General features: G+C 58.4%; 22 protein-coding genes. 10 read left to right on the top strand and 12 right to left on the bottom strand.

Translation table 11 applies throughout. From position 1 onward, the window contains the following. Positions 1–7: 7 nt before the first annotated feature. From M017_RS0106510 to M017_RS0106535, 6 genes are read right to left on the bottom strand one after another with little or no spacing between them, the layout of a single operon-like run. The gene (locus tag M017_RS0106510; protein WP_031496713.1) at positions 8–427 is read right to left on the bottom strand and encodes an EamA family transporter; all 420 of its coding nucleotides are present in this window, start codon (positions 425–427) and stop codon (positions 8–10) included. A gap of 21 nt (positions 428–448) precedes the next feature. Beyond that, positions 449–769 (bottom strand): winged helix-turn-helix domain-containing protein, encoded by a 321-nt coding sequence (locus tag M017_RS0106515; protein WP_051669563.1) that lies wholly within the window; start codon positions 767–769, stop codon positions 449–451. A 30-nt stretch (positions 770–799) separates the two neighbouring features. Further along, positions 800–3,928: an efflux RND transporter permease subunit gene (locus M017_RS0106520; protein ID WP_031496717.1), complete on the bottom strand. Its 3,129-nt coding sequence runs from the start codon at positions 3,926–3,928 to the stop codon at positions 800–802. Between the two features lie 3 nt (positions 3,929–3,931). Continuing rightward, complete coding sequence (locus tag M017_RS0106525) at positions 3,932–5,146, bottom strand: efflux RND transporter periplasmic adaptor subunit (RefSeq protein ID WP_031496718.1); 1,215 nt, start codon at positions 5,144–5,146, stop codon at positions 3,932–3,934. Then, the gene (locus tag M017_RS0106530; protein ID WP_051669564.1) at positions 5,143–6,417 is read right to left on the bottom strand and encodes a TolC family protein; all 1,275 of its coding nucleotides are present in this window, start codon (positions 6,415–6,417) and stop codon (positions 5,143–5,145) included. The genes M017_RS0106525 and M017_RS0106530 overlap by 4 nt, the downstream gene beginning before the upstream one ends. Further along, positions 6,418–6,768 carry a DUF190 domain-containing protein gene (locus M017_RS0106535; protein WP_031496722.1) on the bottom strand — a complete coding sequence of 117 codons (351 nt, stop codon included), beginning with the start codon at positions 6,766–6,768 and terminating at the stop codon, positions 6,418–6,420. It lies immediately after the preceding gene. Positions 6,769–6,902: 134 nt separating this feature from the next. Here M017_RS0106535 and M017_RS0106540 point away from each other — a divergent pair, with 134 nt between their 5' ends. After that, positions 6,903–7,583: a response regulator transcription factor gene (locus M017_RS0106540; RefSeq protein WP_031496723.1), complete on the top strand. Its 681-nt coding sequence runs from the start codon at positions 6,903–6,905 to the stop codon at positions 7,581–7,583. Next, positions 7,580–8,998 (top strand): sensor histidine kinase, encoded by a 1,419-nt coding sequence (locus tag M017_RS0106545; protein WP_031496725.1) that lies wholly within the window; start codon positions 7,580–7,582, stop codon positions 8,996–8,998. The genes M017_RS0106540 and M017_RS0106545 overlap by 4 nt, the downstream gene beginning before the upstream one ends. Here the strand turns inward: M017_RS0106545 and M017_RS0106550 are convergent. After that, complete coding sequence (locus M017_RS0106550; RefSeq protein ID WP_051669565.1) at positions 8,982–9,992, bottom strand: alpha/beta hydrolase family protein; 1,011 nt, start codon at positions 9,990–9,992, stop codon at positions 8,982–8,984. The genes M017_RS0106545 and M017_RS0106550 overlap by 17 nt on opposite strands. Before the next feature lie 14 nt (positions 9,993–10,006). Between M017_RS0106550 and M017_RS0106555 the strand changes: the two genes are divergently transcribed. Then, complete coding sequence (locus M017_RS0106555) at positions 10,007–11,476, top strand: gluconokinase (RefSeq protein WP_031496728.1); 1,470 nt, start codon at positions 10,007–10,009, stop codon at positions 11,474–11,476. Here the strand turns inward: M017_RS0106555 and M017_RS0106560 are convergent. Both M017_RS0106560 and M017_RS0106565 read right to left on the bottom strand, forming a co-directional pair. Next, positions 11,473–12,276, bottom strand: coding sequence for a hypothetical protein (locus tag M017_RS0106560; protein ID WP_031496729.1), 804 nt, complete (start codon positions 12,274–12,276; stop codon positions 11,473–11,475). The genes M017_RS0106555 and M017_RS0106560 overlap by 4 nt on opposite strands. A 51-nt stretch (positions 12,277–12,327) precedes the next feature. Further along, complete coding sequence (locus tag M017_RS0106565) at positions 12,328–12,903, bottom strand: elongation factor P (protein ID WP_031496731.1); 576 nt, start codon at positions 12,901–12,903, stop codon at positions 12,328–12,330. A 106-nt stretch (positions 12,904–13,009) separates the two neighbouring features. Here M017_RS0106565 and M017_RS0106570 point away from each other — a divergent pair, with 106 nt between their 5' ends. From M017_RS0106570 to M017_RS27445, 6 genes are all read left to right on the top strand, one after another. After that, positions 13,010–14,137, top strand: a complete 1,128-nt coding sequence (locus tag M017_RS0106570) for an alpha/beta hydrolase (RefSeq protein ID WP_031496732.1) — start codon at positions 13,010–13,012, stop codon at positions 14,135–14,137. An 88-nt stretch (positions 14,138–14,225) separates the two neighbouring features. Further along, positions 14,226–15,353, top strand: coding sequence for an alpha/beta hydrolase (locus M017_RS0106575; RefSeq protein WP_031496733.1), 1,128 nt, complete (start codon positions 14,226–14,228; stop codon positions 15,351–15,353). Positions 15,354–15,787: 434 nt separating this feature from the next. Then, positions 15,788–16,309 (top strand): PEP-CTERM sorting domain-containing protein, encoded by a 522-nt coding sequence (locus tag M017_RS0106580; RefSeq protein ID WP_031496735.1) that lies wholly within the window; start codon positions 15,788–15,790, stop codon positions 16,307–16,309. Between the two features lie 44 nt (positions 16,310–16,353). Then, positions 16,354–16,911, top strand: coding sequence for a KdsC family phosphatase (locus tag M017_RS0106585; protein WP_035957701.1), 558 nt, complete (start codon positions 16,354–16,356; stop codon positions 16,909–16,911). Further along, entirely contained in the window at positions 16,904–17,569 is a 666-nt protein-coding gene (locus tag M017_RS0106590) for a DUF5612 domain-containing protein (RefSeq protein WP_031496738.1), read from the top strand. Before M017_RS0106585 ends, M017_RS0106590 begins: the two co-directional genes overlap by 8 nt. A 14-nt stretch (positions 17,570–17,583) precedes the next feature. Next, positions 17,584–18,219 carry a WG repeat-containing protein gene (locus tag M017_RS27445; protein WP_051669566.1) on the top strand — a complete coding sequence of 212 codons (636 nt, stop codon included), beginning with the start codon at positions 17,584–17,586 and terminating at the stop codon, positions 18,217–18,219. Here M017_RS27445 and M017_RS0106600 read toward each other — a convergent pair. Continuing rightward, complete coding sequence (locus M017_RS0106600; protein WP_162179850.1) at positions 18,213–18,572, bottom strand: PilZ domain-containing protein; 360 nt, start codon at positions 18,570–18,572, stop codon at positions 18,213–18,215. The two genes, M017_RS27445 and M017_RS0106600, sit on opposite strands and share 7 nt — an antisense overlap. A 134-nt stretch (positions 18,573–18,706) precedes the next feature. Between M017_RS0106600 and M017_RS0106605 the strand changes: the two genes are divergently transcribed. Further along, the gene (locus M017_RS0106605; RefSeq protein WP_031496744.1) at positions 18,707–19,165 is read left to right on the top strand and encodes a RidA family protein; all 459 of its coding nucleotides are present in this window, start codon (positions 18,707–18,709) and stop codon (positions 19,163–19,165) included. Here the strand turns inward: M017_RS0106605 and M017_RS0106610 are convergent. Both M017_RS0106610 and M017_RS29185 read right to left on the bottom strand, forming a co-directional pair. After that, positions 19,155–20,459, bottom strand: coding sequence for a replication-associated recombination protein A (locus M017_RS0106610; RefSeq protein ID WP_035957702.1), 1,305 nt, complete (start codon positions 20,457–20,459; stop codon positions 19,155–19,157). The two genes, M017_RS0106605 and M017_RS0106610, sit on opposite strands and share 11 nt — an antisense overlap. Further along, a complete protein-coding gene (locus M017_RS29185) occupies positions 20,456–21,217 on the bottom strand; it encodes a TrmH family RNA methyltransferase (protein ID WP_031496746.1) in 762 nt (253 codons plus the stop codon). Before M017_RS29185 ends, M017_RS0106610 begins: the two co-directional genes overlap by 4 nt. Positions 21,218–21,242 lie beyond the last annotated feature (25 nt).

Raw genomic sequence — 21,242 nt, forward strand, 5'->3', positions numbered from 1 at the left:
AACCAGACTACTGGATTGCCAGCAGAATGGCGCCCGAGGCAATGAGGGCAGCGCCGGCAATCGTCGCCGGAGTGAGCCGCTCCCCCAGAAAGAGGGCGGCAAAAATGATGACAAAAACAACGCTGAGCTTGTCGATGGGAGCGACGCGGGAGGCTTCGCCGAGTTGGAGCGCGCGAAAGTAACAGAGCCAGGAAAGGCCGGTCGCAAGCCCTGACAGGACCAGAAAAAGTAGACTCTTCCGGCTCATCTCAACAACAGAATGGAGAGGCACAGTCGCAAAGGCGATGCCCCAGGCCACCACAAGAATCACTGTAGTGCGCACCGCGGTCGCGAGGTTGGAATCCACATGCGAGACGCCAATTTTCGCCAGCACCGCCGTCGCCCCGGCAAAGAAGGCAGACAGGAGGGCCCAGAAGATCCAGTTCATGCCTCCATTGTCGGCCTTGGGCTAACGCGGCGCGAGGCTATAGCCGAAGCCGCGCACCGTCTGCAGAAAGGACTGCGCAACCGGATGCGAAGCCAACTTCAGGCGGATGCGGCGGATGCAAATATCCACCGCGCGGCCCGAAGGACTGCGAGAGCTTGGCCAGGCAGCCCGCAGAAGCTGATCCCGACTAAAGACAACGTCCGGATCGGCAAGCAGAGTTTCAAGAAGACGGAACTCAGTCGCGGTCAAACCCACAGGACTACCGTCGACCGTGACCCTTCGCGTCTCACGGGTCAACTGAATAGGCCCGTAAGTAAAGATGTGATCGCGAGAACGCTTCATGACGTGGACAGCGGCTCCTTTTCCTAAAGATTATTCCTCGATAGGATCCTGATTGCGATAGGCCAGATAGAATCCGGCCGGTACAAGAAAGACGGTACACAGAACAGAAACAGTCAGCCCTCCTAAGAGAGCACGCGCGAGTGGCGCATACGATTCGCTGCCTTCACCCAACTTCAATGCCATCGGCATCAGACCAATGATGGTGGCCAGCGAAGTCATCAGGACGGGGCGCAGACGCACGCGGCACGCAGTGACAATAGCATCGCGCACCTTGCGGCCCTCATGACGGAGATGGTGAGCAAACTCGACAATGAGAATGCTGTTAGACATCGCCACACCGGCCAGCATCACCACACCCATGAGCGACATGACATTCAGCGTGGTGTCCGAAAGCCAGAGGGTCAGCAGCACGCCGCTGATGCCCGGGGGCAAGGCAAGAAGAATGATAAATGGGTCCAGGAAGGACCGGAACTGCGCCACCAGAATCAAGTACAGCAGCAGAACAGAGAGCACCAGCCCAATCGCGAAACTACGGAACGAGGCGCGCATCCCCTCCACCATTCCGCGCATTGAGACATCAACTCCCTTCGGCAATTTTGTTTTTGCGATCAAGCCATCAATGCGCCCGGCAATGTCGCCCAGATCTTCGCCGCTGGGGCGAACATAGACGTCGATCACGCGCCGGATCTGGTAGTGATCCACTTCGGTGGGCGCTTCCACCTGTTTCACATTGCTCACCATGTCGAGCCGTGTCGGCTGCGAGGAGTTGGCGCCGCGCAGCGAGATGGCGCGAAGGTCAATGACGTTCTTCACCTGCTGCTCCGGATATTGAACGCTCAGGAAGTAATTGTTGCCGTTCTTCGGATCCACCCAGATGCTGGGCGCGATCATCTGGTTGGAGGTGAGCGCCGTGATGACGTTCGTCACAACTTCTTTCTGGCTCAAGCCGAGCTCGCGCGAGCGGACCCGGTCAATGTCAATCTTCAGCGCGGGCTGATCCAGATCCTGCGGGATGAAGACGTCCGCGACGCCAGGGAACTTGCGGATGCCCTGCGCCAGTTCTTGCGCGATGGAGTAGTTGGCGGCGAGATTCGATCCGGCAACTTGCAGATTCACCGGCGCGGGCAGGCCCATGTTGACCACCGATTCGACAAGACTTCCGGAGGCGAAGTAGGGTGTCAGTTGTGGCAACTCCTGCTGCATCGCATGCTTTACGCGTTCGATGTACTCATAGCTGCCGGTACGGTGGCCTTCATTCAGCGCCACCTGGACAAAGGCCGTATGCATGGCGGCATTGTTCGAATACATCGCGGAGAAGCCAGGATCAATGCCGATGTTCGAAACGATCATGTTCAGATCGTCCTTCGCAACGACGCGGCGGATGAGATCTTCGAGCTTGCTGATATCCGCTTCGGTCTCCACCAAACGAGTGCCAGACGGCGCTTTCACGCGCATCACAAACTGCCCGGCATCGGTCTGCGGGAAGAAGGACAAGCCCAGCAACGGGAAGATCAACAAACTCACACCAAAGCAAATCGAGAAGAGCACGAGAGTAGCAACAGGCCGCAAGACCACCTGGCTCACCATGCGGTCGTAGACATTGAGGAAGCGATCGAAAATACGATTGAACCACTGGTTGAAGCGCGCGCCGTAGCCCAGGCGCTTGCCTAGTTCTGCTTCTGCATGCGCAGCACTATGGATGAAGCGGGCACAGAACAGAGGCACCACCGTCATCGCCACGGCATAAGAAGCAAAGAGAGAAATGACAACGGCGAGAGCGAGCGACGAGAAGAGGAACTTACTCACGCCGTACAACATCGTGACAGGGAAGAAGACAACGACGGTCGTGAGAGTCGCCGCCAGTACAGGTAAGGCGACCTCACGACCTCCCTGCTCTGCAGCAACAGCGGGTGGATCACCCATCTCGAGATGCCGGTAAATATTCTCGAGAACGACTACCGAGTTATCGATGAGCCGCGAAAGGGCAAGAGCCAGACCACCGAGCACCATCGTGTTGATCGAGCTGCCACCGATCTGGAGGACAACGAAGGTTGCCAGTGCTGAGAGAGGAATTGAGAAGAAGACAGCGAGAGTGGCACGCATGCTGCCAAGGAAAACAAGAATCATCACTGAGGTGAGAAAGAGACCAAGCGCACCTTCATGCAGCAGCGTCTCGATCGCGGTCTTCACAAACTGCGACTGATCGAAGACCACTTTGCTGACCAGAGAGTCTGGCGTATCCACCAGCTTCTCGATCTTCTTGCGCACGCCATCGACCACTTCGATTGTGTTCGAGTCGCCGCCCTGCTTGAGCACCGGAAGATAAACCGATCGCTGGCCATTCACGCGGACCGCGTTGTACTGCAGACTGTAGGCATCCTTCGCTTCGCCAATATCAGACACACGCACCGGAGATCCGCCCACTACTTTCAGAGGCACCTGGTTGATGTCGGCGACGCTGTTCAGCAAGCTGTTCGTGTAGATGCTGTAGTCGAGGCGCCCCATCTGCACGTCGCCCGCAGGGAGGATGATGTTCGATTCGCCAATCGAACGCACCACGTCCATCAGGCTGAGCTGATGCGCTTCGAGCTTGAAGGGATCGGCATAGAGCATGATCTGCCGCGTACGGCCGCCAAAGGGCTGAGGCACTGAAGCGCCGGGCACTCCAGCAAGCTGGTTGCGGATGTTGTTCTGCGCGATGTCCTTGAGCTGCGTTTCGCTAAGGCCATCGCCTTTCAGAGTGACCAGGCAGACCGGAAGGCTTGCCGCATCGAACTTCAATACAACTGGCGGCAGCGTCCCTGGAGGCAGGCGGCTCATCTCCGCCATGGCCAGATTCGCGATGGTCGAGACGGCTGCATCGGCATTCGTACCCGGTTGGAAATAAACCTTGATCACACTGACCCCGGTGAGCGAGCGCGATTCCATGTGCTCAATGCCGCTACCGAGCGTGAGGAAGCGTTCCATGTGGAAGGTGATATTGCTTTCGATCTGTTCCGGCGGCATGCCTGAATAGAAGGTCGCCACGACCACCACGGGAATATTGATCGGTGGGAACATGTCCACTGGCATCCGGGACAAACTGACTCCGCCAACGAGCGCAATGATCAGGCAGATGACAACGATGAAGTAGGGCGTCTTGATCGCAAAACGAGACATGAACTATTTCCCCTGACCCGCGGCAACCAGTTTCGGCTGCACATGATCGCCTTCTTTCACGCCGGAGCGTTGGGCCGTCATCACCTGATCGCCTACTTGCAGGCCCGACTGTACTTCCGCGTTGTGAGCGTCTTCGATGCCCAGCTTGACGGGAACAATTTTGACGACTCCGCTGCCATCGACAACAAAGACGCGGGTGGCGGAGGCACTTCGCTCAATCGCTTCAAGCGGCACGGACAGAACTTGCGGGCGTCCTTCGAGGCCCAGCGTCACCTCGGCATACATGCCAGGGACGATGAGATTCGATGCATTCGGAACATCCACTTCCGTCAGCATGGTGCGTGTCGCCTGGTCGACCTTCGCGGTGAAACGAGCGACACGCCCTTCAAAACTTCGTGCCAGGGAGGCAACGCGCACCTCAACCGGGCGTCCTACCTTCACACTCGGCACCATTGACTCAGGAACTGGAAGCCGCAGCCGTAGCAGTCCGTTTTGTGAGAGCCGGACGAGTGGCATGGCCTGAGTTTGCGACGAAGTACCCGCCTGCACAAGCGATCCGAGATTCGCATAGCGCCGGGTGACGGTGCCGGCAAAGGGCGCCGTGATCGACACATAGTTCTTCATCGTGCGGACACGCGATTCGTCCGAGCGGGCCACCTGGGCCCGTTGCTGGGCTACACGCAGTTTCGACTTTGCCGAGGACAGTTGCGCTTGCGCGATCAGTTCGCGCGAGCGAACCTCATCCACTTCCTGCAAGGGAATGAGGCCAGGTTCCCGCTTCGAAAGATCCTGCACGCGGGTGAAAGAGATGTGAGCAATCTGATAGGCAGATTCACTGCGCGCCAGTTCGTCACGAGCCGCAGCAGTCTCGGCTTCAGCTTGCTCGATGGTTGCGGTTGCGCGCGATAGGTCATCCTGCATCTCAGGAACTTCAAGGACGGCAATCAACTGGCCGGCCTTCACCTGGTCGCCGATATCGACCTTGATCGATTGGACATAGCCGGATACCTTCGCCATCAGTTCGACTTCCTGAAAGGGTTCGAACTCCGCGGTCAGGATGGTGGAACGAGACAAGTCCATACGCTGGACGGCGGCGACCGGAACAATGGGCAGTGCGTTGGCGGCAACTCGCGTAGCGATCTCGTTTTTGCCGCAGGACGACAGGAAAGCAGACAGAGCCAGTGCGGCGGCGGAAAGCGAAGAGCGGCGAAGAATCATTGGATGTTTCCCGTGGCGAAATTGAGATTGGCAGTGCGGATCAGAAACTCGTAGCGAGCACTGGCGTCCGCAATCTGCGCGGAGGTTTGCGCAAGTTGCGCCTGGTTCAGTTCAACAATGGTGCCCAGCCCGATCTCATAGCGGCTGCGTGCCAATCGATAGGCGGTATCGGCTTGAGTGACCATGCGGGCAGTGACATCGATGCGGCGATAGGCCGTGTTCGCCTGGTACCAGGCAACCCGGACACCGGATGCAATTTGCACGCTCAGATCTTCCGCATCCTTTGCAGCCGCACTCGCGCGAAGATCGGCTTCCGCGCGGCGCGCATGGAACAGGCCACCATTGAGGAAGGGCAGTGTGACATTGACGCCAGCCGACGCATAGCGATTGTGCAGCGGCGCCTGGTGAGCAGGGATGGCGCCCACCACCGCAATGCCGGTAATGGTGGGGTAGCGAAGACGCCGTTCCGCATCGGCAAAGACCTGTGCCGAAGTGATGTTGAGCTTTGCCACCGAGAGTTCAGGACGCTGGCTGAGTGCGCTTTGCACGAGCGCAGCGGCATCAGGATTGATCGGAGGAGAGAGCGGAACGTCCGTTAAGGTATAGGCGTCATCATCTTCATTCCCCATGGCTGCGGAAAGCTGCGCATGAGTTTCGCGAACCGCATTGTCCGCCTGATAGAGCGCCAGTTCTGCTTCCGCAACGGCAAGTTCAGCAAAAGTTAGATCGAGTGTCGATTTGAGATTGCTCTCTGTGAGCCCGCGCACCTGGCGCAACAAAAGACGCCGCGTCTCCAGCGTCGCCTGCGCCACCTGATGAACCGCCTGCGCCCCGAGCGCAGCATAGTAAGCCTGATGAACCTGCAACAGAATCTCTGCTCGGCGAATGTCGGCCGTTCGCGCCTGCGCCTCGGCACGGAACTTGGCAGACTCGGCAAGCTTCATTGTCCGGCCGAAGTCTGTAATCAATTGCGTGAGCGCCGCGCCGACGGCGGCCCGGCTGGCAAGCGCCGAAGTCTGCAATGTGCCGGCGGCAAGCGCGGTCCCTTGTTCCGCGCCGGCGCCGGTCGCGTTCAAGGATAGATTCGGACCAAAGGCAGCTTTCGCCTGCGTCACGCGCGTGGCTTCCGCTTGTGCCGTCAGGCTGGCGGAGGCGAGCCGCGGATGATGCTGCAGTGCGGCCTCCGTAGCTTCTTGCAGGGTGAGAGTTCGCGACGGCTGCGCGAATGTGGGAAGAGGAAGCAACAGGAGAAGTGGCAGGAGTCTCCTCATCTAGCTCAGGTCCTCCTGCACAGAAACCTGATAGAGGAAGGTGTCCTGAGTTTCAATCAAGCCGTCGGTCACAATCCGGCCCAACTCCGGGAGGAGTTCCGAGACCCTTTCCGCGCTTTCAATAAAATCGATGCGCACGGGGAGATGCCCTTCTTCACTTGCTTGCGAAGGGTGCACCTTGTGTACCCGGTGATGCGACCCGAAGCCCGCCTCTGGCCGAATCAGACTGGCTCCCGACACTCCTTGGTCATAAAGAAAAGCAAAGATCTCCCGGTATAGAAAATCCTTACGGGCAACCGTGTCCTCGTTCAGGTGAATCGTTACTCGTTGTGCCGGCCCAGCTTTCAACATTTCGCTTTGCTTACCGTTTTACGACTCCTCACCATGGTTCTGTACTGAAGAGTCTCTGAACTTTCTCTTACGGCTTTGTCAGAAACAATTCAGGAGCGCGGAGTCGCGGATCGCGGTATATAGGGACAGATAGCGTGCAGATCCTCGTTGTGGAAGATGAACCGAAACTCGCCGCGGCTCTCAAAGAAGGCCTCGAAGAAGACTTTACCGTTCAGGTGGCGCGCACAGGCGAAGAGGGATTCTTCCTGCTCTATTCCCAAAGCTTCGACCTGATTGTGATGGATGTGATGCTTCCCGGCCGCGATGGGCTGGAGGTGCTGGCACAACTGCGGCACAACGGAATTCGCGTGCCGGTTCTGTTGCTCACCGCGCGGGACTCCATCGAAGACCGGGTGCGCGGCCTGGACTGTGGCGCCGACGATTATCTGGTGAAGCCTTTTGCGTTTCCGGAACTACTCGCCCGCATTCGAGCGCTGCTCCGGCGCAATGGCCCGGACGTGCGAGTCAAGTTGAAGGTCGCCGATCTTGAGATCGACATTGGCAGCCGCACGGTTTATCGCTCTGGTGTGCAAGTAGAGCTCACCACACGCGAATACGATTTGCTCGAGTATCTACTGCGCAATCAAGGCTCTGTCGTCTCCCGCGAGATGCTGGCGCGAGATGTCTGGAAGGAGAGCACACGAGCCACTCCAATCGATAACGTCATTGACGTCCACATTGCCCGCCTGCGCCGGAAGATCGACGAAGGCTATGAACTGAAGCTGCTCCAGACCGTACGCGGCGTGGGTTTTGTGGTGCGTGAAGGGGCCGCATGATCTCGCCTCGCTGGAGGCACATCCGCACCAAGCTGACGCTGTGGCACATGCTCATGCTCGGCGTCATCCTGCTGATCTATTCGGCTAGCGCCTCAGCGTTGTTGCTCCGGCATCTGCGCACGCAACTGGTCCGTCATGCGATTCAGGATCTGGAGACAGTGGAGGGCTTGTTCTATTTCACCTCCACGGGGCGTCTTGGCTTTCATGAGGATTATCACAACCATCCGGAATCGCGGGAAGTATTGGAGCGCCTGCTGGAGGTGCGATCTCCCGATGGCGAGGTGCTCTTCCGCAACACCCTGCTCGGCAACCGATCCCTCGGCGACCAGATTCTCCCCCAAGAAGGCTCCGGTGGATACTCCCCCAGGGAGAAGATCCTCGCCGATGGCACCAAAGTGCAGATTGTCAGCCGCCGTCATCTCATTGCCGGTCAGCCCACCCTGATTCGTGTCGCCTACAGTGAAGCGCCCATCTGGCAGCACTTTCGCGAGGAGCTGATGGTGTTGATCATCCCACTTCCGTTTGTCCTGGCGATTGCAGGCGTGGCGGGTTCCTTTCTGGCGAAACGGGCGCTGCAACCTATGCAGCAGATGGCCAGACGCGCCGAGGAGATCACAGGGGACAGACTGCATTCCAGACTGCCGATCAACGAGGCAGATGGCGAACTCGCTGATCTGGCTCGCGTGTTCAACGGCATGCTGGGCAGGCTGGAACAGTCCTTCGAGCAGCTCCGGCGCTTTACTTCCGACGCCTCGCATGAGTTGCGCACCCCCCTCACAGCCATCCGTAGCGTGGGTGAGGTCGGCCTGCGCAAGGAAGTGACGCCTGCTGAGTATCGCGACATCATCGGCAGCATGTTGGAGGAATCGAACCGGCTCACCCGGTTGGTCGATAGCCTGCTCACGATCTCGCGGGCCGATGCCGGGCAACTGGTCTTGCAACCTTCGACCTTTCCTGCTATCCATCTGGTGCGCGATTGCGCCTCTCTCTTTGAAGTCTTGCTCGAAGAGCGCGGGCAGCATTTTGTAGTGCAAGGGGACGAAACGCTACAAGTCTACGGTGACTGGCTTTTGCTGCGGCAGGCCCTCCTCAATGTGATTCACAATGCGATCAAATACTCTCCCAATGGAGGTGAGATTGTCGTGACCCTCGGGCATCTCGGCCTGGACCGGATTTCGATTTCCATTGAGGACAGCGGTCCGGGAATTCCGCTGCAGGATCAGGAGAAAGTCTTCGACCGTTTCTATCGGGTGGATGGCGCGCGCTCCCGTGAAACTGGCGGCACCGGATTAGGTTTATCGATCACGAAATGGGCGGTCGAATCCAATGGCGGCTCGATCAGCACGGTGAACGTGGAAGGCGCGGGCTGTATTTTCCGGATCGAGCTCCCTGGCCAGGCTAAAGCCATTTCTTAAGGAAGGGCCAGACCAAACTGCCACGGAACTCGTGGCCCCCAGCGAACTCTTCAAAGCTGAACTTGGGCAGCGCGCCAGCCTTCTCATAGAAGCTGCGCGCCTTGGCCGCCGCGATTCTTGCCTGATCGATCGGGCTCGACTTGTCGTCGATGCCAGTCTGGATTTGCAAGGCCCGTGGAGCAATCAATCCCGCCACGTCGGCAGGCGCCAGATCGAGCAAACGGCCTTCGATTTTGCTGTCGAGCACAGGCTCTTCGTTGCGCACACTGCACGAGGCAACCACTACTTTGATCCGGGGCTCCACGGCCGCTGTGTACAGCGAATAGTAACCGCCATAGGATAGGCCGATCATCGCAATGCGATTCGGATCAATCTCCGGCCGCTTCACCAGTTCATCGATCGCCAACTGGATCTTATAGACCTCGACAGCCGCCAGGCTGGTTCCAGCAGCGCGAAACTTCTCATCCAGATCTTTGCGGACCGCCGATGGAATTGCGGTGCCCAGATCGCGGTCTCGAAACGGGTACATCACCGTATGAGGAGCGTAGACCACATAGCCCTGCGCAACGGCGCCACGCACCTGATCGTGATAATTGGTGCCGCCATTGTAAGTCGCCATCTCTGGGGTACCCCCACCGCCGTGCTGCGAAATGACGAGCGGCGCTCGCCTGGCAACCCGCTTCTTCGGAACAATGTATAGGCCATAGGCATCCATGCCCGGAGCAACCGTCAAATAGCTGCGGTAGTAGGTGGCAACGGCGTCCTCGCCGGACTTCTCCAAACGGAGCTTGCTTTGGACACTCATCGCAGGCGGTGGATAGCCCATGCGGGTCTTGAGAAGACGCCGCAACGATTCGGGTTTGGCCGTCAGCCCGTTCGCATAGCTGTCCATTTGCCGCCAAAGCTGCTCGCGAACCGGGAGTGTGAGCTTGGGCTCTTCTTCGTGAAGTTGTTGCGAAAGGGCCAGAAGAAGCAGCGCGCGCGATACGATCATGAGGACTACTGTATATGAGCGATTCTCCTCTCGTGGTGAGCTTTGACGCGGGCACCACATCCGTCAAGACTCTGGTATTCGACGGCCAGGCACGCCCCGTCATCACCACAACTTCTATCGGCTACGATCTGCAAACCACCTCCGACGGCGGAGTGGAGATCCAGGCACAAGATCTATTCCAGGCGGCACTGCAGAGCCTGGATCAGGCGCATCAGGCCTTGTCGCAACTGGGCAGGACGCCCAACGCGGTCGCCATGTGCACCTTCTGGCACTCCTTCCTTGGCCTCGACGCCAGCAGCAGGCCCTCGACACCGATTCTGCACCTGCTCGACACGCGCAGTCAGGCGGCAGCCGAGCAGCTCAAGCGCGAGCTCGATGAGAAGGAATTCCATACACGAGTCGGCACGGTCTTCCACCCCAGCTATTGGCCGGCGAAAATGCTCTGGCTGCGCACGGAACGTCCTGAGCTCTTTGCCGCAAGCGCAAAATGGATGAGCTTCGGAGAGTATCTGTTTGAAGAGTTTTTTGGCCAGGCGCACGCCGCCACCTCCATGCTGTCTGCCACCGGACTTTGGAATTCCAACGAGCAACGCTATGACGGCGCGCTGCTGCAACACCTCCAGCTGAGACCGGAACAACTCGCCGACCTCTCCTTGCTCGACCAGCCCGCCTCCGGACTCAAGCCCGAGTATGCCAAGCGCTGGCCTTTGTTTGCCCAGATCCCCTGGTTCCCCTCGATCGGCGATGGAGCGGCCAATAATATCGGCTGTGGCTGCGACACACCGAATGAATTCGCGCTGATGGTCGGAACAACTGGCGCGATGCGCGCCGTCTTCGAGCGGCCCCATGTCGACATTCCCGAAGGCCTCTGGTGTTACCGGCTCGATCCACGCCGCTTTGTCCTGGGAGGCGCGCTCTCCAATGGCGGCAAAGTATTTGAGTGGGTGATGGAGCGCTTCCAGATGCCGGGCGATTGGGAGCAGCAACTGGCCCAGACCAAGCCCGGCTCGCACGGCCTCACAGTGCTCCCGCTCTTTGCGGGCGAGCGCAGTACGAAGTGGCGGGCGGATGCGCGCGGGGCCATCACGGGCCTCAATCTGAACACGACGCCGGTCGAGATTCTGGCGGCATCGCTCGAATCCGTGGCCCTGCGCTTCCGGCTGCTTTACGAAATTCTAGCCGAACGGCTGGGAGCGCCTGAGCGCGTGATCGCAACGGGCGAAGCCTTGCGGCGTTCCACCGTCTGGACCCAGATGATGGCCGATGCGCTCGGCCGTCCCGTGGTCGCGAGTCTTGAGAAAGAGACCTCGGCGCGCGGCGCGGCGATGCTGGTGCTCGAGCGTCTTGGAATTGTGAAGCATCTCAGCGAGATCCCGTCGGCAACAGGCGACACCTATCTGCCCAGGCCCGAATACGCCGAGACTTATGCGCGTTTGCTCGAAGAGCAGAAGACACTGTACCGGCGGCTCTTCGACACACCCTAGTGCGGAAAGGGCCGAATCCGATGCCAGGCCCCGGAAGGGGCTTGGAAGTAATCCATTGGAATCAAGGATTCAAAGGCGCTGTCGGCATCTCCAGCCGCTGCCATTTCGAAAGCCTTTCGACGGTTTTGATAAATCGCGGCGATCGGATTGAAGGGCGCGCGGATCTGACTTAGCAAGCGGGTGAAGCCGCGATTCTGGTTGCAGAAATTATCAATGAGATGGAAGGCGGCCGTTCCGTTCTTAAAGTAGTGGAACGAATCGGCGAGTTCTTTTTCAAGAGAGCTATGCCCCTGATGGTTGGCTCGCAGACCAGTCTTCTGTGGATTCGTCCGGTCTGCGATGAAGATATTGGTGGCTAGAATCGCGACAAACTCTTCGCTATGGGTGTAGCTCATGAGCTTGCCCTTCAGTCTGGCCGGGCGGTGATTGCCGCTGATGCGGCGCAGGGCGTGGACCAGCTCATGAAAGAACACCTCATGCGGGAGCGTCGCGTTATTCTGGCTCCGCTTCCCAGCCTGACAAGGACTGCGGCGCAGAATTCTCGGAGTGAAAAGAACCACTGATTGTTTCGAACCAGGAGTGACACCGTCTTCCTGGGCATTGCATCCGCCCCCCTCAAAAGGCATCACCAGTACCCGCTGATGCTGATATTGCAGCGAATTGGCAAGAGCCCGCCCGGCCTTGGATCGCAAAATCTTCGCCAGCTCCAATCGCACTTCTGCAATATAGGCAGCCTCTGTCATATCTGGCGTGTCATGCCAGGTGGGAAGAATTTCAATGCCAAACTGCCGCTCGATCATAGGGCACTTCGCCTGCGGCAAGAGTATCAAAAAGGAGGACGTTCTGGAACCTTAGGCTCGTCCGGCAAATTCCCCAGTCTCGGTGGCTACTTTTACCTTCTCCCCTTCTTTGATGAAGAGAGGCACGGCAATTTCCAGCCCGGTCTCCAGCCGGGCAGATTTTGTCACGCTGCCGCTTGAGGTGTCGCCCTTAACGCCTGGCTCGGTATAAGCCACAGCCAGTTCGACAAACATCGGCAGTTCAAGGCCAATCGGATTGCCGTTGTACTTCTGCAGTTGAATGATCTCGCCGCCGAGCAGGAAGTCGAGGGCATTGCCGAGCATCTGTTCGTTGAGCGTCAGCGTCTCAAAGCTGCCCTGATCGAGAAAATGCGAGCCATCGGCGTCGGAATAGAGATAGGAGGCAGAGATCATCTCAAGATCGGGTTCTTTGAACTTGTCGCCAGCCTTGAAGGTCTTCTCAAACACAGCGTTGGTGAGCAGATTGCGGATCTTCAGTCGAACCAGGGTTTGGCCGCCGCGCGCAGTGGGAGTGCTGATATCAGAATCGAGACAGCAGTACGGAGTGTTCTCATGCTCAAAAAGCGTCCTGCGCTTGACGTGAATCGCATCGATTAAAGCAGCCATATTCTTATGCAATTTTGACATGGCCATGCCGGGCTCGCCTGCGGAAGCGGCTCGTGGGATAAGATCGTGATGATTTTTGGCGCTCACGCCTGAGGAAAGAGTCCCTATGTTTCGTTTTATCCGCTTTGCAAGCGTCATCAGCATTGTGTCGTGCCTGGAAGTAGGCATGGCGCAGAATCCTGTGCGGCCTCCCCGCCCAACACCTCCCACCCGCGACCCGCACACTCCTGGGTATGTCACCGCGAAGGAACTGCCCGACGGGGAGAATGCGCCGCCGAATGCCGACGGAAACTTCATCATCGGCCCCACCTACAAGCCCGCGCCGGAGATGCTCGTCCAGGAAGGCGTGCCCCAGGGGCAAGTGTTTGATTTCACCATGGAGTCCACCGACAGCAAGATCTATCCCGGAATCGCGCGCGAGCCGGGCACCTTCGGCACCCCAGACCCCGCCAACCCGAGAAAGCTGGACGTCACCACCAGCCACCCTGCGCCCTACACGCGCAAAATCTCGGTCTATGTCCCGAAGCAATACGTTCCCGGCACGGCGGCTCCCTTTATTGTGGGCGCCGATGGTCCGGACAAGGGGCTGTTCATCGCACTCGATAACCTGATTCACCAGAAGCGCGTTCCGGTGATGATTGGCATCTCGATCGGCAACGGCAGCGGCGATGCGCAGGGCAGCCAGCGCGGTCTCGAGTACGACACGATGTCCGGGCTCTACGCCGAGTTTGTCGAAAAGGAAGTACTTCCTCTGGTGGAGAAGAAGGCTAACGTGAAGTTGACCAAAGATCCGGACGGCAGGGCAACCATGGGAGGAAGTTCAGGCGCCTCAGCAGCGTTGATCATGGCCTGGTATCACCCGGAGTGGTATCACCGTATCCTCGCCTACTCAGGAACCTGGGTGAACCAGCAGTGGCCCTGGAACCCGAAGACGCCGAGTGGCGCCTGGGGCTTCCATGAGACGCTGATTCCGAACTCGCCAAAGAAGCCGTTCCGCATCTGGATGGAAGTGGGCGATCGCGATCTGCTGAATCCCAACGTGATGCGTGACGACATGCATGACTGGGTGCTTGCCAATGAGAACATGGCGAAGGTACTGGCTGCCAAGGGATATCCGTATCAGTTTGTGTTTGCAAAAAATGCAGGCCACACGGATCGCGCGGTCAAGCAGCAGACGCTCCCTTCGGCGCTCGAGTACATCTGGCAAGGCTATCCTTCTAAAAAGAAGAAATAGTCGTACTGCTTTTCTTGAGATAAGATCGGGTTGATTTCCGCGGGCCGCCTTTGTGCGGCCCGCTAGCGTTTCCCGAAAAGAGTCTCTCATGTTTCGATTTCTCAGCGCTGCCGTCCTGGTGAGCTCCATCACTGGATGGGGCCTCGCCCAAGCACAAACTCCTCCCACCTCTCCTGCCGCGCCGGTTCGTCCTGTGCGTCCGCCTCCGCCCACGCGAGACCCGCATACGCCCGGCTATGTGAAAGCAACCGAGCTTCCCGACGGCGCCAATCCTCCGATCCATGTTGATGGGAACTTCATCCAAGGCCCCACCTACAGTCCGGCCCCCGAGACGGTGGTCCAGGAAGGCGTACCGCAAGGCGAGATCTTCAACTTCACGATGGAGTCGAAGGACAGCAAGTTCTATCCCGGCATTGCGCGCGAAGCGGGTACTTTTGCTCGTCCGGATCCGGCAGATCCTTCGAAGCTGTTGATCTCGAGCCATCCTGCGCCGTATACGCGAAAAGTTGCGGTCTATGTGCCCAAGCAGTATGTTGCAGGCACGGTGGCGCCTTTTATTGTTGGCGCTGATGGCCCCGACAAACTGCTGTTTCAGACACTCGATAACCTGATTGCCCAGAAGCGTCTGCCGGCAATGATTGCGGTGTCGATCGGCAATGGAAGCGGCGATGGGCAGGGCAGCCAGCGAGGGCTCGAATACGACACGATGTCCGGCCGCTACGCGGACTTCGTCGAAGAAGAGGTGCTCCCGCTCGTCGAAAAGATTGCCAAGGTGAAGCTGACCAAAGATCCGGAGGGCCGCGCCACGATGGGCGGCAGTTCGGGCGGGTCTGCTGCATTGATCATGGCCTGGTATCACCCGGAGCGCTACCACCGCGTCCTGACCTACTCCGGCACTTATGTGTACCAGCAGTGGCCCTACAATCCAGAAACGCCGACTGGAGCTTGGGAGTTTCATAAGACCCTGATTCCGAATTCGCCGAAGAAGCCGATTCGCCTGTGGATGCAGGTGGGCGACCGGGACAATCTCAGCACGCGGGATGACTATCACGATTGGGTGCTGGCCAATGAGAATATGGCGAAGGTGCTGGCCGCCAAGGGCTATCACTATCAGTTTGTGTTTTCGAAGAATTGCGGCCATACCGACCGCGCAGTGAAACAACAAACCTTACCACAGGCGCTTGAATATATCTGGCAGGGGTACAAGGCGAAGTAAATTTCTTTGCGAACAATCCTGGAGATCGCCAGGATTATTTCGGATCACGCAAATTGGGAGCCATCGGCTCCCAATTTGCGTTTGGGCAGGACTCATGGGGAGAGCCACGAACGCCAAGCGGCTGGTGGTCGTGGGCTGGCAACCAGCACGGGCCTGATCGCAAACATCGGCGAAGGCGAGCATCAAGAAGGTGCATGGACCTGGCTCGCCGGGGGATCGACCACCCACACCCTCGTCTTCAAATCCGTCCCCCGCAGATCGAATCGCTAGCCCTCATATCCTTCCAATCCGGACTGAACTGTAACGGTCAGACCGTGGCCGTGTTCTAAATTCTTCCCGCGTTCATTCTGGCTCTGCCCGCCGAAACACCCGCTCTGTCTCTGTCCACCGGCGCCGTCCGGCTCAGATGCAATCTCGAACCAGATTGGAAAACAATGATTCTGAAGTCCCTCCTTCTTTTTGTCTCTTTTCTTTCCCTCGCATCCGCAACCTTGATCGTTGGTCCGATTCCGATCAGTGGCAGTGGATTCTATGAGTACAGCTTCCCAGCAGATGGATACCAGCAGGCCGCAGCATCCGGATCGGACGGAACGCATGGGGTCAGTTTCGCAGTTGAAAATGTGACGAGCTCGACCACAGGGCCCTCTTTCTTTATGCGTGCCATATCGGGTTCCTACAACCGGGGTTGGGCGTATATCGACGAGTTCTACTCGACAAACTTCTACGTGTCCTTCTCCGATGGGGGTGGAAGCTTAGTGTTATATGACACCAGCAACCAGATCATCGCGTCGGCGTCGCTAGTGGGTTATCTCGCGAACCACGTAGAGACAGGAAATCATTTCGAGTATTCAGGCCGCTATGCGATCGTGCCCGCCCCGGAACCTGCAACTTTCGCCCTTGCTGGAGTGGCATTGGGACTGCTCTCACTGCGACGGCGCAAAAGGCAGCGACGCTAGGCCACTTTCCCGAGGATCCGGGGACCTCTGAGACAATAGCCCTTATGTCTGTTGCTCTCACGCCCGAGCTCCTCGAGCGCGCCTCTAAAATCGAAGTTCTATTGATGGATGTCGACGGTGTTCTGACGGATGGCCGCCTGTACAACATCCCGTTCCCGGATGGGTCGGTGCTCGAGACAAAGGCCTTTGATTCCCAGGATGGCATTGCGCTGCAATGGCTCAGCTGGCATGGCATCAGCACGGGGGTGATCTCTGGACGCGTGTCTCCTGCCACCGCAGAGCGCGCCCGCCAGGGCAAGATGAAGTATGTCTACCAAGGGCATATCGAAAAGATTCCGATTCTCGAAGAGATCATCGCCGATGCAAAAGTCGATGCTTCGAAAATCGCCTTTATTGGCGATGACTTTACCGATGTCGTCTGCTTCCGCCGTGTGGGCTTAAGCTTTGCTACCGCCAATGCCCGCGAAGAAGTGAAGCGGTGCGCCGACTACACCACCGCCGCCAAAGGTGGCGAAGGCGCAGTGCGTGAAGTTTGCGAAATCCTGATGCGATCCCGCGGTCTTTGGGGTGACATCCTCAAGAAATACGAAATTCATGTCTGAGACAAAACTTGCTCTGCTCGTAAGAGTGGCGCCCCAGCCTGGGGTGCTGCACCAACTGACCGGCGTGATCGCGGCGCATCAGGGCAACATCCTGTCCGTGGCGATTCTCGGCAGCCGGGAAGAGAACGAAGAACGCACCTTCTTTGAGATTGAATTCAAACAAGAGGACTACCAGCAGGTGCTGGTGGATCTTGCGGCTTTGCCCGTGGTGCGAGGGGTCGAGATCGTCCGCAGCATGGATAAGATTTACGGCAAACGCATCATCATCATGGGCGGCGGAGCGCAGGTAGCGCAGGTGGCGATCGGCGCGATCTCAGAGGCAGACCGGCACAATCTGCGGGGCGAGCATATCTCTGTCGACACCATTCCTCTGGTTGGCGAGCAGCAGCTTGCCGATGCCGTCCGAGCCGTGGCACGCCTGCCGCGCGCCAAGGCATTGGTACTGGCCGGCTCACTGATGGGCGGCGAAATCGAGATTGCGGTGCGGGAAGTACGCTCGCAGGGCTTGCTGGTGGTGAGCCTGAACATGGCGGGGAGCGTCCCTGAAGCCGCCGATCTGGTGGTGTCTGACCCCGTGCAGGCCGGAGTCATGACCGTGATGGCAGTTGCCGACACCGCAAAATTCAACGTCGCACGTCTCAAGCAAAGAGTGTTTTAGGCCGATATTCGTTTTTGAGCGAACAACTGGATCGGGCCTATTCCATTCTTGAGATCCGCCCGCTCTGCACTCTCGAAGAGGCGCGGGCGGCTTATCTCGACCTGGTAAAAATCTGGCATCCGGATCGGCATCAGGCTGAACCGGAACGGCTGCGCAGAAAAGCCGAAGAAAAGCTGAAAGAGATCGTCGAAGCCTTTGAACTGGTCTCGAAGCAGGGCGAATTCGCCGAAGAGGTCGCATTGATCGCGATGGACTTTGGAGAACTCTGGGGCTACATCGACGAAAACGGCAAGACCGCCATTCATCCGGAGTTCACGCAAGCACGCGCCTTTGTGAGTGGCCTGGCGGCGGTACAGTCGGTAGCGAAATGGGGTTTCATCGACAAAACCGGGCAATGGCGGATCAATCCCCTCTACGAGGATTGTGCAGATTTTGCCGAAGGTCTCGCCGCGGTGCGTTGGTATGGCCGCTGGGGTTATGTCGATTCCCAAGGGAAGTTTGCGATTGCCCCCCGCTACCAGGAGGCGAAAAGCTTTGTTTCCGGCTGGGCAGAGGTGAAGCTAGGAGCCCGTTGGGGCAAAGTCAATCCGTCAGGAGACTTGGTTTTTGACCCCACCCGCAGCGGCCGTCATCTCGAAACCAGCTATTGAAGACTCGTCGAGCCCTGGGTGCGGAATTCATACTGCTGGATTTCAAGAGCGGCGCGGCCATCTTCACAGCGGATGACACGGCCACGGGCAACCAGCTTGAGCGGTGTTTTGTTATTCAACTGAGCGGGCCAACTGATAGCGATTTCGATCCGTTTGCCAGGCACTAAGGAATGCTCTGAGGTAAACAACACGCCGGAACTACTCATATTGATCGTTTTTCCGATCCCCGCTTCGTCGTTACTGCGCTTGGACAGCACCTTGTAACGAACTTCGCGTTCGATGGGGAAGCGATCAGCACCCCGCCGATCATTCAAGTCCTTCGAACTGCTTTTTGCCATCTGTAATCCGAACACTGTTGTCTCCTAACAAAGCAAGGATGCGGGATTCAGGGCCGATCCTCAATAAGAACCTTGGTCCAATTTACCTGAGTACAAAAGTACTGCTCGTTCCAGTGCAGCGCTCTTGCGGGTGTTTTACACTGCTAACAATGTCATTCTTTCAGACTCCACTACGATCCGCCCTGGCTGCCCTCCTTCTTCTGGCGCCGGGCCTGCTGCAAGCCGAAAAGAAAGCGATCGTGCCGAAGGGCTCTGCTACGGCGGGCCCTTACTCGCCCGGGATCATCTCTGGAAACACGATGTATGTCGCCGGTCAAATTGGCCGGGATGCCAACGGGGGCACGCCGGAAGTCTTTGAAGACGAAGTGAAAGCCTGTATTGGCTCCATCGAGAAGATTCTCAAGGAAGCTGGACTTACCTTAGCAGATGCCGTCGCGGTGCAAGTGTATCTGACCGATATGGATTTATTCGACCGGATGAATAAGGTCTATATGACACAGTTTCCGGAACCGCGTCCGGCCCGGACCACGGTGGGCGTAGCGAAGCTGGTCGGCAAGGCTCGCATCGAGATTACCGTCACCGCCGACGCCAGCAAGGCTAAGAAGTAGAAGCGCGCTTCGCCTTCCACTCTTCGAGGCGTTCGCGAATCTTCGCTTCAAGCCCCCGATTCGTCGGGTGATAGAACTCCGAGCCCTCCAACCCTGGAGGCAGGCACTTCATGCCCACCACGGCGTCAGCCCGTTGGTGGGCATGTTCGTATCCGGTGCCATATCCCAGATCCTTCATCAGGCGCGTGGGCGCGTTGCGCAGTTGCATTGGGACCGGTTCGGCGAGGCGCTCGCGGGCGGCGGTTTGTGCCAACTTCAGGGCCTGGTAAGCGGCATCGCTTTTGGGAGCGATGGCGAGATAGATGGTGATCTGGGCGAGGGCCTGATCGCCTTCCGGCTCACCGAGAAAGTGGACGGTCTGCTGGCAGGCAATGGCCTGCTCGACGGCTCGAGGGTCGGCGAGGCCAATGTCTTCCACCGCCATGCGAACCAAACGGCGCGCCAGATACATCCGGTCTTCGCCCGACTCGAGCATGCGGGCCAGCCAATAGAGGGCCGCATCGGGGTCGCTGGAGCGGACACTCTTATGGAGCGCGCTGATCAGATTGTAGTGTTCTTCGCCCCCCTTGTCGTAGAGCAGCATGCGGCGTTCGAGCACGCCTTCGAGCGATTCCCGGGTGACATGGCCGTCGACAGCAACGGAGGCGGCTAATTCCACCAGATTAAGCGCATTGCGGGCATCGCCATTGACGAATTGCGCGATCATCTCGATCACCTCTGGCGCTGCGTCGACTTTCATTTCGACAAGGCCGCGCTGGACCAGACGCGCCAGTTCTTCGACTTCGAGCCCACGCAAGGTAAACACTTTCGCGCGGCTCAATAAAGCGCCATTGACCTCAAAGCTGGGGTTCTCCGTTGTAGCGCCGATCAGGACAATATCGCCCCTCTCTACGTAGGGAAGAAACGCGTCCTGCTGCGCTTTGTTGAAACGATGGATCTCGTCGACAAAAACCACCGTGCGGCGCCCGTAGCGGAGATTCTTTTCCGCCTCCGACATCACGGCCTTGATCTCTTTGATCCCAGAAAGAACCGCGCTAAAGGGTACGAAGTCGGCTTTTGATTCCTTGGCCAGAAGCCGGGCGATGGTGGTTTTGCCCACCCCGGGAGGTCCCCAGAGGATCATGCTCTTGAGACGGTCCTTGTCAACCATGGTCCGGATGGGGCGGCCCGGCCCGAGCAGATGCGTCTGGCCGACGACGTCACCAAGATGTTCGGGCCGCAGACGCTCGGCGAGCGGCCGGGATTCGCGGCCAAGGTCCTGCGGAGGATTCTCGTCCGCAAACAGACTGCTCATTTGTTCGTTCCGCGCTGGGCAGCGGCCTCATAGAGAAGAACGGCAGCGGCAATGCCGGCATTGAGACTCTCCACCCCACGAGTGGGAATGCGGACGCCCGTTGAGGCTTTGCGCAAGGGTGCACTCACGCCATGACCTTCGCTGCCAATGATGATGGCGGCAGGGCCCTTCCAATCCACGTCGCGAACGGTGAGTTTCGCGTCAGCGGCGGCGGCATAGCTCGGGACAGGTATTTCGGCAGTGGAGCTGCGCAGGGTGGGGACCCGGAAGATGCTGCCGGCCGAGGCCCGGATGACCTTCGGGTTATTCAGATCCACCGTTCCCTTGAGAGCCACCACACCGGTCGCGCCGAAGGCCTCTGCGGTGCGGATCATCGTGCCGGCATTACCGGGATCCTGAATGCCATCGAGAACCAGCACCAGAGCCTCCGCACTCCAGAGCTGGGCCGGCTGCCAGGCGGGAAGACGGACCAGGGCAAGAATGCCCTGAGGAGCTTCTGTACCCGCCGTTTCGCGGAAAAAGGCATCAGAAAGCTCGACCAGCCGGGGAGCAATATTGCCGATGCGGCCGAGAGCGTGTTCCGTACCAATGACAACTTCCACTTTTGCCTGGCTGCGCCGCGCCTCCTCAATCTGGTGGAAACCTTCCGCGAGGATCAGGCCGTCTTCCGTTGCAGAGCCCTTCGCGAAGGCCTTGCGGACCAGTTTGAGAAGAGGGTTTTGCAGGCTTGTGAGTCGTTCGATGTGTGCGAGGGCCATAGCTCCAGTAGACTAAATTCGAAGC

Origin of the sequence: Bryobacter aggregatus MPL3 (genome assembly GCF_000702445.1) — a bacterium.
GTDB classification, from domain to species: Bacteria; Acidobacteriota; Terriglobia; order Bryobacterales; family Bryobacteraceae; genus Bryobacter; species Bryobacter aggregatus.

What these genes read in the sequence shown, in the direction of transcription:
- M017_RS0106545 (WP_031496725.1), top strand. Translation starts at nt 7,580, where the DNA reads ATGATCTCGCCTCGCTGGAGGCACATCCGCACCAAGCTGACGCTGTGG.
- M017_RS0106530 (WP_051669564.1), bottom strand. Translation starts at nt 6,417, where the DNA reads ATGAGGAGACTCCTGCCACTTCTCCTGTTGCTTCCTCTTCCCACATTC.
- M017_RS0106520 (WP_031496717.1), bottom strand. Translation starts at nt 3,928, where the DNA reads ATGTCTCGTTTTGCGATCAAGACGCCCTACTTCATCGTTGTCATCTGC.
- M017_RS0106555 (WP_031496728.1), top strand. Translation starts at nt 10,007, where the DNA reads ATGAGCGATTCTCCTCTCGTGGTGAGCTTTGACGCGGGCACCACATCC.
- M017_RS0106525 (WP_031496718.1), bottom strand. Translation starts at nt 5,146, where the DNA reads ATGATTCTTCGCCGCTCTTCGCTTTCCGCCGCCGCACTGGCTCTGTCT.
- M017_RS0106560 (WP_031496729.1), bottom strand. Translation starts at nt 12,276, where the DNA reads ATGATCGAGCGGCAGTTTGGCATTGAAATTCTTCCCACCTGGCATGAC.
- M017_RS0106590 (WP_031496738.1), top strand. Translation starts at nt 16,904, where the DNA reads ATGTCTGAGACAAAACTTGCTCTGCTCGTAAGAGTGGCGCCCCAGCCT.
- M017_RS29185 (WP_031496746.1), bottom strand. Translation starts at nt 21,217, where the DNA reads ATGGCCCTCGCACACATCGAACGACTCACAAGCCTGCAAAACCCTCTT.
- M017_RS0106510 (WP_031496713.1), bottom strand. Translation starts at nt 427, where the DNA reads ATGAACTGGATCTTCTGGGCCCTCCTGTCTGCCTTCTTTGCCGGGGCG.
- M017_RS0106585 (WP_035957701.1), top strand. Translation starts at nt 16,354, where the DNA reads ATGTCTGTTGCTCTCACGCCCGAGCTCCTCGAGCGCGCCTCTAAAATC.
- M017_RS0106575 (WP_031496733.1), top strand. Translation starts at nt 14,226, where the DNA reads ATGTTTCGATTTCTCAGCGCTGCCGTCCTGGTGAGCTCCATCACTGGA.
- M017_RS0106605 (WP_031496744.1), top strand. Translation starts at nt 18,707, where the DNA reads ATGTCATTCTTTCAGACTCCACTACGATCCGCCCTGGCTGCCCTCCTT.
- M017_RS0106610 (WP_035957702.1), bottom strand. Translation starts at nt 20,459, where the DNA reads ATGAGCAGTCTGTTTGCGGACGAGAATCCTCCGCAGGACCTTGGCCGC.
- M017_RS0106580 (WP_031496735.1), top strand. Translation starts at nt 15,788, where the DNA reads ATGATTCTGAAGTCCCTCCTTCTTTTTGTCTCTTTTCTTTCCCTCGCA.
- M017_RS0106550 (WP_051669565.1), bottom strand. Translation starts at nt 9,992, where the DNA reads ATGATCGTATCGCGCGCGCTGCTTCTTCTGGCCCTTTCGCAACAACTT.
- M017_RS0106535 (WP_031496722.1), bottom strand. Translation starts at nt 6,768, where the DNA reads ATGTTGAAAGCTGGGCCGGCACAACGAGTAACGATTCACCTGAACGAG.
- M017_RS0106515 (WP_051669563.1), bottom strand. Translation starts at nt 769, where the DNA reads ATGAAGCGTTCTCGCGATCACATCTTTACTTACGGGCCTATTCAGTTG.
- M017_RS0106565 (WP_031496731.1), bottom strand. Translation starts at nt 12,903, where the DNA reads ATGGCTGCTTTAATCGATGCGATTCACGTCAAGCGCAGGACGCTTTTT.
- M017_RS0106570 (WP_031496732.1), top strand. Translation starts at nt 13,010, where the DNA reads ATGTTTCGTTTTATCCGCTTTGCAAGCGTCATCAGCATTGTGTCGTGC.